Below are 15805 nucleotides of genomic sequence, written 5' to 3' on the forward strand. Positions count from 1 at the left end.
AAGTTGCAGAAATTAAATAAGATTGATGATATAAAGAAATTAATTAGCAATAAAAAAATAGTTTTATTGTATTTTTCTACAAATGATTGTGGCATTTGTACAACATTGTTGCCTAAAATAGAAAAAATGCTTTTGAATTATACTGAAATATCTAGTGCACATGTGTCAATGGATGAATTGCCTGCTGCATCTGGTGAATTCATGATTTTTACTGTTCCTACGGTACTTCTTTTTATGGAAGGAAAAGAAGTCATAAGAGAGGCTAGATTTATCAGCATTGATATGCTGGAAGAAAAGATTCAAAAATATTATAGGAGTTGACAGAATAATTGGTGCTGCTTATATTGCAGCAAGGCATGACAATACCAAGTTTAACAGAATAAATGGATATGGATCGAAGTGCTTTATAAAATAAATAATTTTGATTTGCCTAAAAAATCAAGTCAAGCCTTAATAAAGTAAAATAAACTAATAATGAGGAAGGAAGCTGAATAAAATTATTCAGCTCCTACTCGATTTATTTTTAGCTGCTATTTTTTGAAAGCTGAAAAATATGAGGACAATATAGTATTTCCGGATGCAAAATAGGCTATACGAATAGCTTCTGATATTTCTTCATCAGTAACCCCCATATTTCTCAGTTGATTTGATATGTTTTCAACACCTAGATTTGCACCATGTGTTGCATCAATAGCTAGTGCTATTAATAATTTTGTTTTCTGATCTAACGCACCTGGTCCCATTGCAGAAGAATATACTTTTTCTATTGCTTTTGCAAATTCAGGATCGTTTTTATCAATCGATGATAAGAATGGTGGTAGTGGCATTTGAATCCCTCCTAGTATAATTTTACATGTAATATTATATCACCATTTTTGATTAAATTTCACTATTTTAAGATTGGTTATAGTGTCAAAAGTAAAAAAATAAAATTGTCTCATACGAATATTGTGTATCAACAAAAAAGTTTCTACAATATGTTGCGTGATAATCTCTAATAAAGTAATTTTGACACTTAAATCAATTTTACAATTTTATAATAAAAAAGCAACACAATTATGATGCTTTATATGAGCTGACACCAGGAGTTGGGAATATGCAGATATGATTAAGAATACTGTGGGGCATGGAATTATATGTCCACTGGTAAGCCAATACATCCAATGTCTTCTTTTATAAAGCTTTTATGGTTGAGGGAAAATCTGAGTTCTGTATTTGATAACGCATTAATATATACAATATGAAATGGAACAAACAGTCTCTTGATGTAGTTGGTACTAATGAAGAAAGGCTATCTAGTCTTGTTCCAACTACATATATTGTAAAAATTTTAAGAAAGAAATGGAAAAAATTAATGACTGTATTGAATGTGGAAACTGTAAAAGTAAATGTCCATATAATCTTGATACGCCTAATCTCCTGAAAAGAGAGCTTGATAATTATGAAAAATTTTATGCTGAGCATAAAGAGTAGATGATATTGCTTAAAAATTAATTAGGATGTAAAATATAAAATTGTCATGGTGAGTTTGAAGAACAAATTATAGAAAATCAAAAGATGGAATGGAGATCGTATGAGTAATAAGAAATTATTTAAATCAGCAACTATTGTGGCATTTATAACGATTTTGGGGAAATTCGCAGGACTTTTAAAAAATACGGTGCAAGGTAAAGTATTTGGAACCACATGGGCAACTGACGCTTATACAGTTTCTCTAAATATTCCTACAGTACTTTATTCTATAATAGGTGTTGCAGTATCCACTGCTTTTATACCTCTTTTGAATGAGACGTATGCTAAACGTGGCAAAGATGAAATGTTTGATTTTGCCAACAATATCATGAACATTTTATTCTTGTTTTCATTTGGCATATTCGTTATAGCGTGGATTTTCTCGCCTTACCTAGTAAAATTAATGGCATCAAATTTTACAGGCGAGAAGTTTCAACTTGCTGTAAATTTGACCAAAATAAGCATTGTAAACATGCTGTTTTTAAGTATGTCAGCAGGATTTACTGCTATTCTTCAGACTCTCAATGATTTTACTGCGCCTGCTTTAAATGGAATTTTGATAGATATTCCACCTATTGTGTTTATGCTGTTTTTTGCAAAGTACGGTGGCATAGTAGGCCTTACTATATACACTACAGTTGCGTTCGGACTTCAGGTGGTAAATCAAATACCATGGCTTATCAAGAACAAGTACAGATACAGCTTTAAAATAGATTTTAAAGATCCTCGCATAGTAAGGATGCTAAAGCTTATTAGTCCTGTCATAGTAGGATTATCTGTGAACCAGATAAATATCATTATAAATACAAGGCTTGCTTCAGGGCTGCCAAATGGAAACATCACCGCTTTTAGCTATGCCAGCTTATTAACAGGTGCTTTTTATGGGACATTTGCCACGTCGGTTGTTACAGTAATATTTCCTACATTGTCAAGGGAAGGAAGCACTGGAGATTATAAAGGCATGAAATCCCACATGGTAAAGGCGATAAATAACATCAACATGATCATGATTCCTGTCACTTTAGGCATCATGATTTTAAGGTACCACATAATAAACATATTGTTTAAACATGGTAAATTTAATGATTACAGTGTGGAGATTACTGCTATTGCACTATTGTACCTTTCCATAGGAATGATTTTCTACGGCATAAGAGATGTGTTTAACGTATCGTTTTACTCCACAAATGATACGAGGACGCCTATGATAAACAGCATATTGGGTATTGTAGTAAATATATTGATAAGTATAATATTAGTAAAGTACATCGGTATTGCTGGACTTGCAATAGGTTCGTCTGCATCTGCTGTAATTTGCGCTATATTGTTGATGAAGGATTTTAGAAAGAAGAAGGGCTCTTTTGGTGGACGTGATATTATAAATACTGGAGGGAAATTGGTTCTATCTTCACTTGTGATGGGTGCAGCGGTATTCTTTATGAACAATTTTCTTTCAAGGTACATGGTTGGATTTAAGTTGGAATTGTTGCTTACAATGATGATAGTTATTGTTGGAGTTGCTGTTTATGCAACAATGATGTTTCTTTTGAATGTGAAAGAATTTAGATACTTATATGGAATTGTTGCCAATAGATTGACAAGTTTTCAAAATTGATTTGCCAATGAAATTTAAAATGATAAAAAAACTCGGGTAAAACCGAGTTTTACTGCAGTATTTGTGTTTAAAAACTGGTTAGATAATTGTGAAGTGACAATATAATGTCGTACGCATCTTCATATTTTACATATTTTGTATCTTTCATCTTTTCGTACGCTACATCAGACATCAGTCCTTTTTCATATGCTAAGTCATATAAGCTACCAGTGTATTTATCAGTTTCACCTTTGTATCCAGCGTATGTCAATAGTATATCTGCGGCTTCTTCCTTTGTAAGTGGCTTGTCTGCAATGTATTTTTGCAAATGCTGATAATCATCATCTATAAGCTGAGACTTAGCTGGTATTGACCTTTTAATCATATTTGATGCCATATAGTAAAATGATATACTCTTTATATTTTCATCAAGCCTATAATCATTTGTATAACCAGGTACTATAAGCCCCCAGTGAAGGACAAACTTAAGTCCGTCGAAGGCCCAGCTTTTCTCTACACTGTTTTCAGCTTTAAACGGTGTAAGGTATGCTCCCTGGCTTATAAGAATCGATTGTATATTCTTTATATCTTCTTCGCTTCCTATTATGTCAGCAAATGATTTATTCTTGGCTATAGAATATGCAGATGCTACACCTGCTGCATCTCCTTCTGCCATACCTATCGGTATTGTCCTGGCAGAGCCTGCTGCTAGATGGCTGTAGGATGCTGACCGTCCAACTACAAGTAGGTTATCTACTTTCTTAGGCACTATGCACCTAAATGGCACCGCATATTCTACAGGCTTCCCATATACAAATCCAACATCTTCTGGTGATGTCGCTTGTACGTCTACTGGATATGAGCCTATGGCTATCCTGTCGTAGAAATCCCTATTGAATACTACGTCGTTTATGTCAAGTGTGTAATATCCTTTTATGTGCCTCGTCTCTCTTACATACAATTCGTCTGCTGTGCCGTCAAGCTCTACTTTTTCAAAGCCAGGAATGTTTTCTCTAAAAAACTGGACTATCCTTGGAAGCTCTTTCTTTGCTAGTTCCATTCCTTTTTCTATTGATGATTTGTTAAGCCCATCTACGCCATATATTAAAAGGGCATTTACTAATACTGTGCCGTCATCTTGCCTGCCGAGATTAAGACCTCTTAGCCTCAACATCTGTGTAGACGGCTTGTACTTTTTCGTAATTGATAAAAACCCACTTGCTGATGTGTCGTTTATATACGTTGCTGGTATCTTTTTTTTGTATTTTATTATTTTTATAAGGTTGTTCCAATCTAATCCTTTTAATCTGAAAATAAGTGTTGATGCTTGTACTTTTCCTTTTACACCCATGTCTTCTGCTGCAACTGTGTATGGTACTCCTGCTGATGCTGCAATATCCGCATCCTGCGTTGCGTCGATTATCCTTTTCCCATAGAAATTTACTTCTTTTCCGTCTTTTAAAGCCGTTATGCCTATTATCTTATTTCTATCCATTATGGGTTTCTCAAATACTGTATTGTAAGACTGTGTTATTTTTGGCAAACTTAAAAGCTTTAAAAATACTTCTTTAGCCTTTTTCACATCAAATGAGTTTTTTGAGCCTATGCCTTTAAAAAACTCTTTAAATGTGCCTTGTGTAAGCAATGTGTCATCGGGGCCTTTGCTCATATCAATTGTGTTTAACATGCCGTACGTCATAAGGCCGCCAGGACCATTGTGCTTATCAATTATGAGGACCTTAGCATCGTTTTTTGCTGCAGACCTTGCAGCAGCTACACCTTCTGGCTCTGCTCCTACTACTATGACATCATACATATCTTTATCGTCAGGAAGGGTAAGCTTTATAGGTTTAGGAAGATTTTGTTTTTTTTCTATGACTTTAGCTTTAGTCTCCTGTGATGCTTTTTTGTATTTTTCCACGTAAAAGTAACCGCCTATGGCTGTGATTATTAACACTGATACGATGGTAAGTGATATCATTGTTTTTAAATAGCTCTTCTGCAAATTAATCACCTCGATTTATGAAGAGTGGCTATGCTTTTTTAGATATCTTATACATATTCCAAGGAATCTTATCGATAAGTCTTCCTTTGTATATTGAGTCAGAGCCCATGAATATATAGCGCAAGTCCTGTTTTTGTGGAATATTCAATTTTATCCACAATATATTTTTGTCTATTATTGGTCTTGATGCTATAGAATTTAAAAGTGAATTATTGGCTTTTCTGTACTGATAAAGTTTGTTATTCACCAGTCCTAAATCGATCCTCTTTATGCTTTCATTGTAAAACAGCCTCATTTCGATGTTGTATCTTACATTTTTTGATATGGGCGACAGTGTCTGAACACCTAATACAAGTGGTTGTCATAGTAGAATGAAGCAAGCTTTGTAAGATCAGCCATCAGCAAAACCTAAGAATATTACGTCATTTTTTGAAAGGCCCAGTACAGACATTGCAGCTAAACTTTCACCATGCCGCGTTAATCCTAATTTATAGAAGTCTTGCGAAGTGGGATTTTTGTGACCTGTCAATGCGATAGCAGCTTTTTTGTAGCTTTCGCCATCTGTTACAATTACAACTTTTATGGGTCTTTTCAATTCGATAGCTTTTTGTATGACACCTGCCATTCCCAATGATTCATCATCAGGGTGTGGTACAACTACAAGTATTCTTTGACCAGGGTCGTCGCTATTGGGGACAGGCTTTTTTTCTGTGAGATTGGCAAAAGTAGTTTTTAAATTCATAACAGAAGAAATTATAATAATAGCGGAAAGAGCGAGCAATATAAAAATATATTTCCATTTAAAAGATGTCTTGTTCAATTTTAATTCCCCCTATTATTTGTGTCATAATTGTAAGAAAATAATATCAAAACTTTATGAATAAATTGTTAACAGAAGATTAAAAAAAGATAAAATTGGCTATTTATGCTTAATGGGAGAAAAATAAATATTTCAATTCTATATTATTAGAAGAAGAGGATAAGTTATTAAATATTTAGTTTTTATATTGACATATGATTAAAATAATTGTATATTTGTAATGAAAATAAACATATGTCAATATAAAGAGGTGTTTTATAAAATGGAGCAAAGCAGACAAAAAGAAAATTCTAATGCTAATAGTAAGAATAATGACAAAAATAATTTTTTAATTAAAGGCAATGAATTGAGTGATATAAAACATGTAGTAGCGGTGATAAGCGGCAAAGGCGGTGTTGGGAAGTCACTTGTAACATCGCTATTAGGTGTAATGATGAAAAGAAAAGGTTATAAAGTTGGCATATTAGATGCAGACATTACTGGTCCTTCAATTCCAAAGATATTTGGTGTAAATGAGTTAAGACCACAAGTTTTTGGTGAAGGTATATTTCCTGTTGAAACAGGCAATGATTTAAAAATAATGTCGATTAATTTTTTGTTGGACAGCCCTGATTCACCTGTAATTTGGAGAGGCCCTCTTATAGGAAATGCTGTTAAACAATTTTGGACTGATGTCGTGTGGAATGAACTTGATTATCTCTTTATTGATATGCCACCTGGTACAGGTGATGTTCCTCTCACAGTATTTCAATCAATACCATTAGATGGCATTGTAATAGTTATATCTCCACAAGATTTAGTTTCTCTTATAGTCAAAAAATCATTTAATATGGCAAGAACAATGAATATACCAATTTTAGGTATTGTAGAAAATATGAGCTATATTGTATGCCCAAAATGTGGTGAACGAATTGATGTCTTTGGTGAAAGCAAAACGGAAAAAATTGCAAAAGAAATGAATATACCATTTTTAGGAAGAATACCTATTGACAAAAATATTGCAGAGTTGTGCGATAGAGGAGAGATTGAAAAAGTTAATGAAAATTATTTAGAAATGTGTATAAAAGCGTTAGAATCACTTTATTGAAATGTAAGTAAAGAGGGTATCAGAAATGAAGCTTTATTTAGAATGCATACCATGTTTTCTGAGACATACGTTATTTGCAACGAAAGATCAAGAAGAAGAAATACGTGCTACAATATTGAAGAAGGTTGTTAAATTTTTATATGAAGTAAATTGGGATATTTCACATGATGAGATAGTAAATGAAATTTATAATTTAATTAGAGAAGAAACCAAAATAGTAGATCCATATAAAGATATAAAAAAAGAAAGCAATAATACGGTATTAAAATTATATCCTTTACTGAAAAGTCAGCTAAGTACAATCAGTAATGAAAGAGAACGACTTTATACTGCTGCAAAACTTTCAATAGCCGGAAACATTATTGATTTTGGGCCATCATCAGATTTTGATTTAGATAAAACTATAAATGATGTTTTAAATAAAAAATTAGCAATTGATGATTTCGATATACTATTTAATAAAATATTGACATACGATAATCTTCTTTTTTTTGCTGATAATGCTGGTGAAATAGTTTTTGATAAAATATTTATTGAAGAGATGATAAATGTAAGGAAGAAACCTTTTAGTAGGATTGCATTTGTGGTTAAAGGCGGTCCAATAATTAATGATGCAATGTTAGATGACGTATATGAAGTAGGAATAGATAAATTTCCAAATATAACTTTTTATAAACTTGGAAATGGTATGAAAGATACAGGACCAAATAGAAAAGATAAAGAAGTTAAAGATTGGATTAAAAATCATGACATTGTAATTTCAAAAGGTCAAGGTAATTATGAAGGATTAAGTGAAAATAAAAATATATTTTTTATGCTTATATCAAAGTGCCCTGTAATATCAAAAGATCTCAATGTAGAAATAATGGATGCAATAATAAAATATAACCTTTGAACAATGGTATTGCTTGTTTGAAAGGAGATGTTTAATGAATCTTCTATATATTTCAGGAGGTCCGAGAAAGAATGGAAATACAGAATATCTTTTAGATATTTCATTAGAAATAACAGGAGGAGAACTTATTAGGCTTTCAGATTATAATATAAAATATTGCAATTCATGTTGGGTTTGCCAAAAGACGGGCATATGCCCAGTCAAAGATGACATGAATGAAAAATTAATTCCAATGATTTTAGAAAGTGATGGGATTGTCTTAGGAACTCCAGTTTACTTCAACAATGTGTCAGCACAGCTTAAGACATTTATAGATCGTACATGGTGCATAAAGGGTGGCCTTAGAAATAAAATAGGCGGGGCTGTAGTTGTTGGATGTAAATATGGAGCAGAAAGTGCAATAACAGCAATTAATGCTTTCTTTTTAAAACATGAGATGATTGTAGCAAATAGAGGAATTTCCGGGATTGGTTATGAAAAAGGTGATATAGGATTGGATGTAGAAGCAATGGAAGCAGCAAAAAGACTAGGATATAGAATTTTGGAATTATTAAATAAGATAAAAAATGATGTATAAATATATACAATTAGGAGGAAGGTCTTATCTTTGGTACATACTTTTTCGTTAAATGGATATAATTTTGCAGTCGATGGAAACAGTGGAGCTATACATATGCTTGATAATATAGGTTATGATATATTGAAAGGTAAAGATGAATTTCCTTCATACGAAGAAGTAGCTGATGGTTTGAAATACAAGTATTCAATAGACGAAATCAAAGAAACGTATAATGAATTAAAAGAATTAGAAAACGAAGGATTGTTATTTGCATCTCTAAAAGAGCTTGAAAATTCTGCTTCACATTTTGTTGCTAAGGATAGCGTTAAGGCACTATGTTTACATGTTTCCCATGATTGTAATTTAAGATGTGAATATTGTTTTGCTTCAAAAGGAGATTACAATACTGGGCGAAAATTGATGAGCAAAGAAGTTGCATTTAAAGCGGTTGATTACTTGGTAAAAAATTCTACGGGAAGGCGTAATATTGAGATTGACTTTTTCGGTGGAGAACCGCTTTTGAATTTTGATGTTGTAAAAGCAGTTGTTAATTATGGGCATTCGCTGGAAGATAAATTTAACAAGAAATTTTATTTTGCAATCACTACAAATGGAACATTGCTGGATGATGAAAAAATAAAATTTCTAAATAAAAATATGGATAATGTAGTAATAAGTATTGATGGAAGAAAAGAGATACATGATGAAATTCGACATTATGCATCTGGAAATGGAAGCTACGATAAAATAGTTCCTTTAGCAAAAAAACTTGTTGAAGAAAGAAATGGCAAAAGCTATTTTATACGTGGTACATTTACAAAAAAGAATAAAGATTTTTCAAAGGATGTATTTCATTTAGCAGATTTAGGATTTAGAGAGATATCTATTGAACCTGTTGTTGGGACAGGAGATGAAATTTATTTTGATGAAACTGATTTACCAGAAATATTAGATGAATACGAAAATCTTGCAAAATTATATGTTGAAAGATTAAAAAGCGGTAAATCATTTCGCTTTTATCATTTCAATTTAGATTTATACAATGGACCGTGCCTGTTAAAGAGGATTACTGCATGTGGAGCTGGATATGAATATTTAGCCGTATCACCAGAAGGAGATATTTATCCGTGTCATCAATTTGTAGGACAAGAAGAATTTATCATTGGTAATATAAATGATGGCATAACGAACGTAGAATTAAAAGATAAATTTAAAAACAACAATATTTTTGCTAAAGAAGAGTGCAAAAATTGTTGGGCAAAGCTGTTTTGCTCAGGTGGATGTCACGCTAATGCATACTTTACAAATAAAGATATTTCAAAACCAAATGAGATTGCTTGCATACTGCAAAAGAAAAGAATAGAGTGTGCTATAATGGTACAAGCTGCTCTTAATAATGTACAATTATAGAGGGAGGATTTTTATGGCGTTAAGGTATATTAGGAAAATTGGAGATCCTATATTATATAAAAAAGCAAAACAAGTCGAAAAAATAGATGATCATGTATTAATGAATTTAGATGATATGTCAGAAACTATGTACAATGCTGATGGGGTTGGATTAGCTGCAAATCAGATTGGGATTTTAAGAAGGCTGGTTGTTGTTATTGACATAAGTTAATAATAGTGACATCCTATAATTAGGAAATGGTCATAAGGCCATAATAAAGTAAATAATTTTTAAAGCCATATTTCACTCCCTAGCTGTTAGCAATTAGCCTGCTAACAGCTATTTTTGAATAAAAATAAAGATAATGTAACGGAATTATTGACATATGACAAAAATAGTTATATATTAATATATATAGTGATATTAACATATGTTATTTATGAAAGGAGATTAGATATGAAAAAGTATGACGTACTTATTATTGGAGGTGGTCCTGCTACGCTGAGTGCATGCCGAGTTTTTGGTAATAATAACCATGATCTATCAATAGGACTTGTCAGACAGGAAGACCACAGTCTTATATATTGTGCTATGCCATATGCAGTTGAGGGTATAATAGAGCCAGAAAAAACATTTAAAAGCGACAAGATGGTTACAGATAAGATAATGGTGTTGAATTAATTAGGGGCGTTGCTGAAAATGTCAATTTTAAATCTAAAGAAGTAACTCTAAAAGATGGCAATGTAATTAAATACGATAAACTTATAATTGCAATCGGTGTAATACCTTTTATTCCAAATATACCAGGTATTAATCTTAAAAATGTAACAACTTTTAAGACAGAGGATGAACTTTTAAGAATAAAAGATGCTACTAAAAATCTACAAAAAGCTGTTGTGATAGGTGCTGGAGCTATAGGAATAGAACTTGCACAAGCATTAAATGCGGTTGGCATAAAAACATATCTTATAGATATGATGGATCATATATTACCACAACTTGTTGATAATGATATGATTGAAGAAGGACAAAGACTAATAATTGAGAATGAAAGATTTACGATTTGCGAATTGGTGGGACAGGGTTTATTTATAGGAAAAGCTATGGGTAAAGAGAGCCAAAAAAATAAAAGAAGAATGGGGGAAAATTCCGATAACTGCTAAAAATTTGGATACTGTTGAAGAAGCAGTTGAACAATATGCTAAAAATGAATTATAAAAAAGAAAGAAGGTGGTATTGCATATATAAATTCTGATAAATGCAAAAATTGTAGAAGGTGCGTTGCTATATGTCCTGCTGGAGCAATTTCTTAAGGCTATATTAAAGAAAAAAGTATCTATTTTAAATTTTGATGGTTTTGAAGGTATAAGTTATGTTTATCAGCTAGTACTGGAGTGTACTAGCTTTTTCCTTTATTATAAAACCAAAGCAATAAAGTTTTGGAAAATTTTATAGTTATTTTGCTTAAATTATCAAAACTTGTTTTGTTTTCTTTTTCGTGTTATAATTTTTAAAAAAGTAACACGATAATATATATACGTATACATTATACAAAATTTATGCGGAGGTATAATCGAATGTTAAATAAGCTTAAAAAATTCAATGTGTTTTTGGTTGTTTTGCTTATTTTTTCTATTTCTCTGTCAGGTTGTAGCAGATCTCAGAACCAACAGAGAACTTCTAATATTTCTAAGCAAAATGGTCAAACAGTTACTGTTACAGATTTGGTGGGACGCCAAATTAGAATAAAACTTCCTGTTAAAAAAGTTGTTGCCATTGGACCTGGTGCATTAAGGCTTATTACATATATCGATGGAGTAAATAGAGTATCTGGAGTTGAAAATATAGATAAAAAGCTTACTGATGGAAGAACTTATAACATGGTTTTTTATAATGAACTTAATAAACTTCCTGTTATAGGTCAGGGTGGACCAGATTCTGTTCCTGATGCAGAAAATTTAGTTCAAGCAAATCCAGATGTAATATTTGTTGCCTCTCTTCTAGACAAGTCAAAAGCTGATGAGCTTCAAGCAAAAACGGGTATACCTGTAGTTGTTTTAAGCTATGGAAAGTTGGGTACATTTGATGAAGACGTATATACTTCTCTAAATGTTGTAGGCAAAATTATGGGCAAAGAGGATAGAGCGGAAAAATTAGTGAGCCAAATAAAAAAGATACAAGAAGATTTAAATTATAGAACAAAAGAAATACCAGATTATAAAAAACCAACGGTTTATATTGGAGCATTAGGTTTTAAAGGCGGACATGGAATAGAAAGTACACAATGCAATTATCCGCCATTTGCAGCAATTCATGCAAAAAATGTGGCTGATACATTAAAACAAAATGGAAGCATAGTTATAGAAAGAGAGAAACTATTATCATGGAACCCTGATATATTATTTGTTGATGAAGGAAATTTTGATTTAGTAAAGCAAGATTATCAGAAGAATCCTAATTTTTACAAAAGCTTGAAGGCTGTAAAAAATAATAATGTATATGGCATGCTTCCATACAATCAATATACAACAAATATTGAAACGGCTTTAGTAGATTCTTACTGGGCAGGAAAAGTACTTTATCCTGAACAATTTAAAGATGTTGACCCAGAAGTAAAGGCAAATGAAATATATACTTTATTTTTTGGAGATAAGGGTAAAAACGTATATAATGAAATGAAAAAGTTTTTTGGTGGGTTTGAAAAAATTAAATTTTAATCATAATAGCGTTTTTATTTTAAACTGTGAAAAAATTAAAATTAAGGGAGATGTAGTTTTGAAGGAGACTTTTACAAATAGTATACCTGCAAGTTATAACAAATACATAAAAAGAAAAATTTTAATAATATTTCTTGTAATATTGGTAACTATTTTACTTGCAATGTATGCCATAAATGCTGGTTCTGCTGGTATTAGTACATACGATGTAATTAAAACATTGATTGGTAAGGGCAGTGAAAGATTCAAAATTATTGTCTGGAATATTAGAATGCCGAGAGTTTTATCGGCTATTGTAGCGGGCACTGGACTTTCAGTAGCTGGTTGCGTGACACAGAGTATTTTAAGAAACCCTTTAGCATCACCATTTACTTTAGGAATTTCTCAAGGTGCTTCTTTTGGAGCTGCATTGGCTATTATAGTATTTGGAGCTGGAACTACTTCAAATCCTGATTCTGTGATTATAAATAATTCATATTTAGTGGTAATATTTGCCTTCTTGGGTTCAATGGGTGCTACATTGATTATTTTGATGCTTGCAAAGAATTTTAAAGTAACTCCTGAGGCTATGGTTTTAACAGGGGTAGCATTGGGTTCTTTGTTTTCTGCTATTACTATGATTTTACAGTATTTCAGCGATGATGTGCAGGTAGCTTCAGTTGTATTCTGGACTTTTGGGGATATAGGAAGGACCTCATGGAGTGATTTAGCTATAATGTCAACAGTTGTGGGTCTTTCTTTAATATACTTTATGTTAAATCGCTGGAATTATAATGCTTTAGACAGTGGAGAAGAAACAGCAAAAGGTTTAGGAGTTGATGTTGAAAGGATAAGATTGATTGGAATGTTTATTGCATCTTTAATCGCTGCAACAATAACTTCTTTTGTTGGTATTATTGGCTTTATTGGACTTGTTGGTCCTCACATAATGAGAAGATTGATTGGTAGCGATCATAGATTTTTAATTCCAGCATCTTCTGCAATAGGAAGTTTAATACTTTTGGCATCAGATACTTTAGGTAGAACTATAATTTCACCTATAGTACTACCCGTTGGTGCAATAACTTCATTTTTAGGCGCTCCGGTTTTCTTATACGTGCTCTCAAGGGGGTACAAAAAATGATTTTAAATATTGATGGTATTGAATTTAGTTATAGCAGTGTACCAGTATTAAAAAATATTAGATTTGACATTAAAAGAGGGGAGCTTTTGTCTATACTAGGAAATAATGGAGCAGGAAAGTCAACTTTATTAAAATGCATAAATAAGATTTTGAAACCCCATAAGGGTACAATTTATATAGAAGAAGAAGATATCCTAAAACTAGATCGGGTAGAAATAGCAAAGAAAATTGGATATGTTGCACAAAGAAATGAAAATGGACGTTTTACTGTTTTTGATGCAGTGCTTTTAGGCAGAAAGCCGCATATTAAATGGGATGTTACAAAAAAAGATTTAAAAATAGTAAATGATGTTATTAACAAATTTAATTTAGATAAATTGTCTTTAAGATATTTAAGTGAATTAAGTGGTGGTGAACTACAAAAGGTAGTGATAGCACGGGCTTTGGCACAACAGCCTCTTGTGATACTCTTAGACGAACCAACGAATAACTTAGACTTAAAAAATCAGATTGAAGTACTTAGAATTATCAAACAAACTGTTAAAGAACAAAATATAGCAGCGATTGTTATTATTCATGATTTAAATTTAGCACTTAGATTTTCTGACAAGTTTTTACTTTTAAAAGATAATTCGATATATGCATATGGTGGAGAAGAAATAATGACAGAAGAAAATATAGAAGCAGTTTATGATATTCCTGTTGCTGTTGAAAGAGTTCATGATATTAAAGTAGTTATACCACTATAAAAATATTGGAAGGGGTAATTTTAATGGAAATTAATCCAATTGGGATAATACACAGTCCTTATAAAAATAAAAGTGATGCACCGTTTCAGGGTAGAATGAACAATGTAGAAACTGTATTAGAGATATATCCTGAATATGTAGACGGACTTTTGAGTATTGAAGAAAGAAAACATATAATTGTACTTTATTGGCAACATTTAAGCAAAAGGGATATATTAAGACATGTGACACCATGGGGGCCTGAGTTAAGGGGCGTATTTTCTACTCGTACGCCTAATAGACCTAATCCTATTGCTTTTTGTGTTGCAGATCTTATGAAAGTAGATGGCAATAAACTTTATGTAAAAGGTGTAGATGCTTTAGATGGCAGCTATCTGATTGATGTAAAACCATACGTTTATGAACTTGATAGCATAAAAGGACCAGATGATATTTTATTGTAGTAGTAAGTTTTTAAAAATTCATTAAGTAAATCAGCAGCTTTTGATGCTATATATGCTAATATAAGATTTTTATTGGTATTCACAAATTTTGATGTGGATTTTATGAAAAAACATTGACATTATAAAATTTGTTCAGATGATTACAAAGTAAAATTAATCATAAAAATTACCTCTGTTTAAGTAAGTAGAGGTAATTTTTTATGATTATTGACATATGACGAAATTAATTATATTATATATAATGAACATATGTTAATTATAATTTAAGCGGTGATAGAATTGGAAAATGCATCTTTACAAAATTTAGTAGATTTTTTAAAAAAGACTGGTGTAAAAATCACATTAACTAGATTAATACTTTTAAAGACATTTACAAACAATCCTGATGTTCATTTTGATTTCAATAGTCTGCTGAGTATTGTTAGAAAAGAAGATTCTAATTATGGAATAGCGACTCTTTATAGAAATTTGGATATGTTGATTGAAAAAAACATCATATCTGTTAACACAATTGATAATGTAAAATATTATGAGCTTATTACACCTCAAAAGGGCAGTATTCATATACATTTGATATGTAAGCATTGTAAAAATGTAGAAGAGTATTCAGGTTATGAAATAATACAATTTCTAAATTTAATTAAAGATAAATATGGATTTGATATAAATTATGGCAGCATTAATGTTTATGGTATATGTAAAAAATGTAGAGAAAAAGCAAAAGAATAAAAATTCTAATTCCAAATCCAAGTGCTAAGCCAGAAGCCATTGCAGCGTTTTTGCTCAGCAAACTTTGAGCAAGCACAGTAGTAATTGAGAATGATGCTGAAAGCTATTTACGTAGAATGTCAAGCTAGAGTCTTTATAGATATTTATGTCATACAAAGATTTGGATAGAAGAAATTTTTTAA

At 31.6% G+C, this 15805-nt stretch carries 17 protein-coding genes and 3 pseudogenes; 16 read left to right on the plus strand and 4 right to left on the minus strand.

All coding sequences use genetic code 11. The features are described 5' to 3' along the window. The first annotated feature begins 3 nt into the window (after nt 1–3). A complete protein-coding gene (locus Q2T46_RS12855; RefSeq protein ID WP_303265165.1) occupies nt 4–321 on the plus strand; it encodes a co-chaperone YbbN in 318 nt (105 codons plus the stop codon). A 21-nt stretch (nt 322–342) separates the two neighbouring features. Here the strand turns inward: Q2T46_RS12855 and Q2T46_RS15595 are convergent. Together Q2T46_RS15595 and Q2T46_RS12860 are read right to left on the minus strand one after the other, a co-directional pair. Beyond that, nucleotides 343–408: pseudogene (locus Q2T46_RS15595) on the minus strand (DUF1003 domain-containing protein); the annotation flags it as partial. 122 nt (nt 409–530) lie between these two features. Beyond that, nucleotides 531–827, minus strand: a complete 297-nt coding sequence (locus tag Q2T46_RS12860; protein ID WP_303265164.1) for a carboxymuconolactone decarboxylase family protein — start codon at nt 825–827, stop codon at nt 531–533. 514 nt (nt 828–1341) lie between these two features. Between Q2T46_RS12860 and Q2T46_RS15600 the strand changes: the two genes are divergently transcribed. Beyond that, on the plus strand, nt 1342–1473 hold the full coding sequence (locus Q2T46_RS15600) for a 4Fe-4S dicluster domain-containing protein (protein ID WP_399387394.1): 132 nt from the start codon (nt 1342–1344) through the stop codon (nt 1471–1473). 100 nt (nt 1474–1573) lie between these two features. Next, a complete protein-coding gene (gene murJ, locus Q2T46_RS12870; RefSeq protein ID WP_303265162.1) occupies nt 1574–3127 on the plus strand; it encodes a murein biosynthesis integral membrane protein MurJ in 1554 nt (517 codons plus the stop codon). A 67-nt stretch (nt 3128–3194) separates the two neighbouring features. Here murJ and Q2T46_RS12875 read toward each other — a convergent pair whose 3' ends face one another. Both Q2T46_RS12875 and Q2T46_RS12880 read right to left on the minus strand, forming a co-directional pair. Further along, nucleotides 3195–5111, minus strand: a complete 1917-nt coding sequence (locus Q2T46_RS12875; protein ID WP_303265161.1) for an FAD-dependent oxidoreductase — start codon at nt 5109–5111, stop codon at nt 3195–3197. 28 nt (nt 5112–5139) lie between these two features. Further along, nucleotides 5140–5931: pseudogene (locus tag Q2T46_RS12880) on the minus strand (PIG-L deacetylase family protein). 262 nt (nt 5932–6193) lie between these two features. Between Q2T46_RS12880 and Q2T46_RS12885 the strand changes: the two are divergent. From Q2T46_RS12885 to Q2T46_RS12945, 13 genes and pseudogenes are all read left to right on the plus strand, one after another. After that, complete coding sequence (locus Q2T46_RS12885; RefSeq protein WP_303265160.1) at nt 6194–7018, plus strand: Mrp/NBP35 family ATP-binding protein; 825 nt, start codon at nt 6194–6196, stop codon at nt 7016–7018. A gap of 25 nt (nt 7019–7043) precedes the next feature. Continuing rightward, complete coding sequence (locus Q2T46_RS12890; RefSeq protein ID WP_303265159.1) at nt 7044–7913, plus strand: DUF89 domain-containing protein; 870 nt, start codon at nt 7044–7046, stop codon at nt 7911–7913. Between the two features lie 34 nt (nt 7914–7947). Then, nucleotides 7948–8490 carry a flavodoxin family protein gene (locus Q2T46_RS12895; RefSeq protein WP_303265158.1) on the plus strand — a complete coding sequence of 181 codons (543 nt, stop codon included), beginning with the start codon at nt 7948–7950 and terminating at the stop codon, nt 8488–8490. 30 nt (nt 8491–8520) lie between these two features. Continuing rightward, nucleotides 8521–9882: a thioether cross-link-forming SCIFF peptide maturase gene (scfB, locus tag Q2T46_RS12900; RefSeq protein WP_303265157.1), complete on the plus strand. Its 1362-nt coding sequence runs from the start codon at nt 8521–8523 to the stop codon at nt 9880–9882. 13 nt (nt 9883–9895) lie between these two features. Beyond that, nucleotides 9896–10078 (plus strand): annotated as a pseudogene (locus tag Q2T46_RS12905) (peptide deformylase); the annotation flags it as partial. 240 nt (nt 10079–10318) lie between these two features. After that, complete coding sequence (locus Q2T46_RS12910) at nt 10319–10543, plus strand: hypothetical protein (protein ID WP_209453393.1); 225 nt, start codon at nt 10319–10321, stop codon at nt 10541–10543. Next, nucleotides 10543–11025: an FAD-dependent oxidoreductase gene (locus Q2T46_RS12915; RefSeq protein ID WP_303265760.1), complete on the plus strand. Its 483-nt coding sequence runs from the start codon at nt 10543–10545 to the stop codon at nt 11023–11025. The genes Q2T46_RS12910 and Q2T46_RS12915 overlap by 1 nt, the downstream gene beginning before the upstream one ends. 51 nt (nt 11026–11076) lie before the next feature. Next, complete coding sequence (locus tag Q2T46_RS12920) at nt 11077–11175, plus strand: 4Fe-4S binding protein (RefSeq protein ID WP_399388634.1); 99 nt, start codon at nt 11077–11079, stop codon at nt 11173–11175. A 264-nt stretch (nt 11176–11439) separates the two neighbouring features. Beyond that, nucleotides 11440–12579 (plus strand): iron ABC transporter substrate-binding protein, encoded by a 1140-nt coding sequence (locus tag Q2T46_RS12925; protein ID WP_209453392.1) that lies wholly within the window; start codon nt 11440–11442, stop codon nt 12577–12579. 58 nt (nt 12580–12637) lie between these two features. Further along, on the plus strand, nt 12638–13702 hold the full coding sequence (locus tag Q2T46_RS12930) for an iron ABC transporter permease (protein ID WP_303265156.1): 1065 nt from the start codon (nt 12638–12640) through the stop codon (nt 13700–13702). Next, nucleotides 13699–14451: an ABC transporter ATP-binding protein gene (locus Q2T46_RS12935; protein WP_209453390.1), complete on the plus strand. Its 753-nt coding sequence runs from the start codon at nt 13699–13701 to the stop codon at nt 14449–14451. Before Q2T46_RS12930 ends, Q2T46_RS12935 begins: the two co-directional genes overlap by 4 nt. 23 nt (nt 14452–14474) lie before the next feature. Beyond that, the gene (gene tsaA / locus Q2T46_RS12940; protein WP_209453389.1) at nt 14475–14894 is read left to right on the plus strand and encodes a tRNA (N6-threonylcarbamoyladenosine(37)-N6)-methyltransferase TrmO; all 420 of its coding nucleotides are present in this window, start codon (nt 14475–14477) and stop codon (nt 14892–14894) included. A 270-nt stretch (nt 14895–15164) separates the two neighbouring features. Continuing rightward, a complete protein-coding gene (locus Q2T46_RS12945; protein ID WP_209453388.1) occupies nt 15165–15623 on the plus strand; it encodes a Fur family transcriptional regulator in 459 nt (152 codons plus the stop codon). Nucleotides 15624–15805: the final 182 nt, after the last annotated feature.

The sequence above is a fragment of the Thermoanaerobacterium sp. CMT5567-10 genome (assembly GCF_030534315.2).
Lineage (GTDB): Bacteria > Bacillota > Thermoanaerobacteria > Thermoanaerobacterales > Thermoanaerobacteraceae > Thermoanaerobacterium.

Bases quoted from the DNA above. Each gene is read 5' to 3' on its own strand.
- tsaA (WP_209453389.1), top strand. From the start codon at position 14,475: ATGGAAATTAATCCAATTGGGATAATACACAGTCCTTATAAAAATAAA.
- Q2T46_RS12925 (WP_209453392.1), top strand. From the start codon at position 11,440: ATGTTAAATAAGCTTAAAAAATTCAATGTGTTTTTGGTTGTTTTGCTT.
- Q2T46_RS12860 (WP_303265164.1), bottom strand. From the start codon at position 827: ATGCCACTACCACCATTCTTATCATCGATTGATAAAAACGATCCTGAA.
- Q2T46_RS12935 (WP_209453390.1), top strand. From the start codon at position 13,699: ATGATTTTAAATATTGATGGTATTGAATTTAGTTATAGCAGTGTACCA.
- Q2T46_RS15600 (WP_399387394.1), top strand. From the start codon at position 1,342: ATGGAAAAAATTAATGACTGTATTGAATGTGGAAACTGTAAAAGTAAA.
- Q2T46_RS12890 (WP_303265159.1), top strand. From the start codon at position 7,044: ATGAAGCTTTATTTAGAATGCATACCATGTTTTCTGAGACATACGTTA.
- Q2T46_RS12910 (WP_209453393.1), top strand. From the start codon at position 10,319: ATGAAAAAGTATGACGTACTTATTATTGGAGGTGGTCCTGCTACGCTG.
- murJ (WP_303265162.1), top strand. From the start codon at position 1,574: ATGAGTAATAAGAAATTATTTAAATCAGCAACTATTGTGGCATTTATA.
- Q2T46_RS12885 (WP_303265160.1), top strand. From the start codon at position 6,194: ATGGAGCAAAGCAGACAAAAAGAAAATTCTAATGCTAATAGTAAGAAT.
- Q2T46_RS12895 (WP_303265158.1), top strand. From the start codon at position 7,948: ATGAATCTTCTATATATTTCAGGAGGTCCGAGAAAGAATGGAAATACA.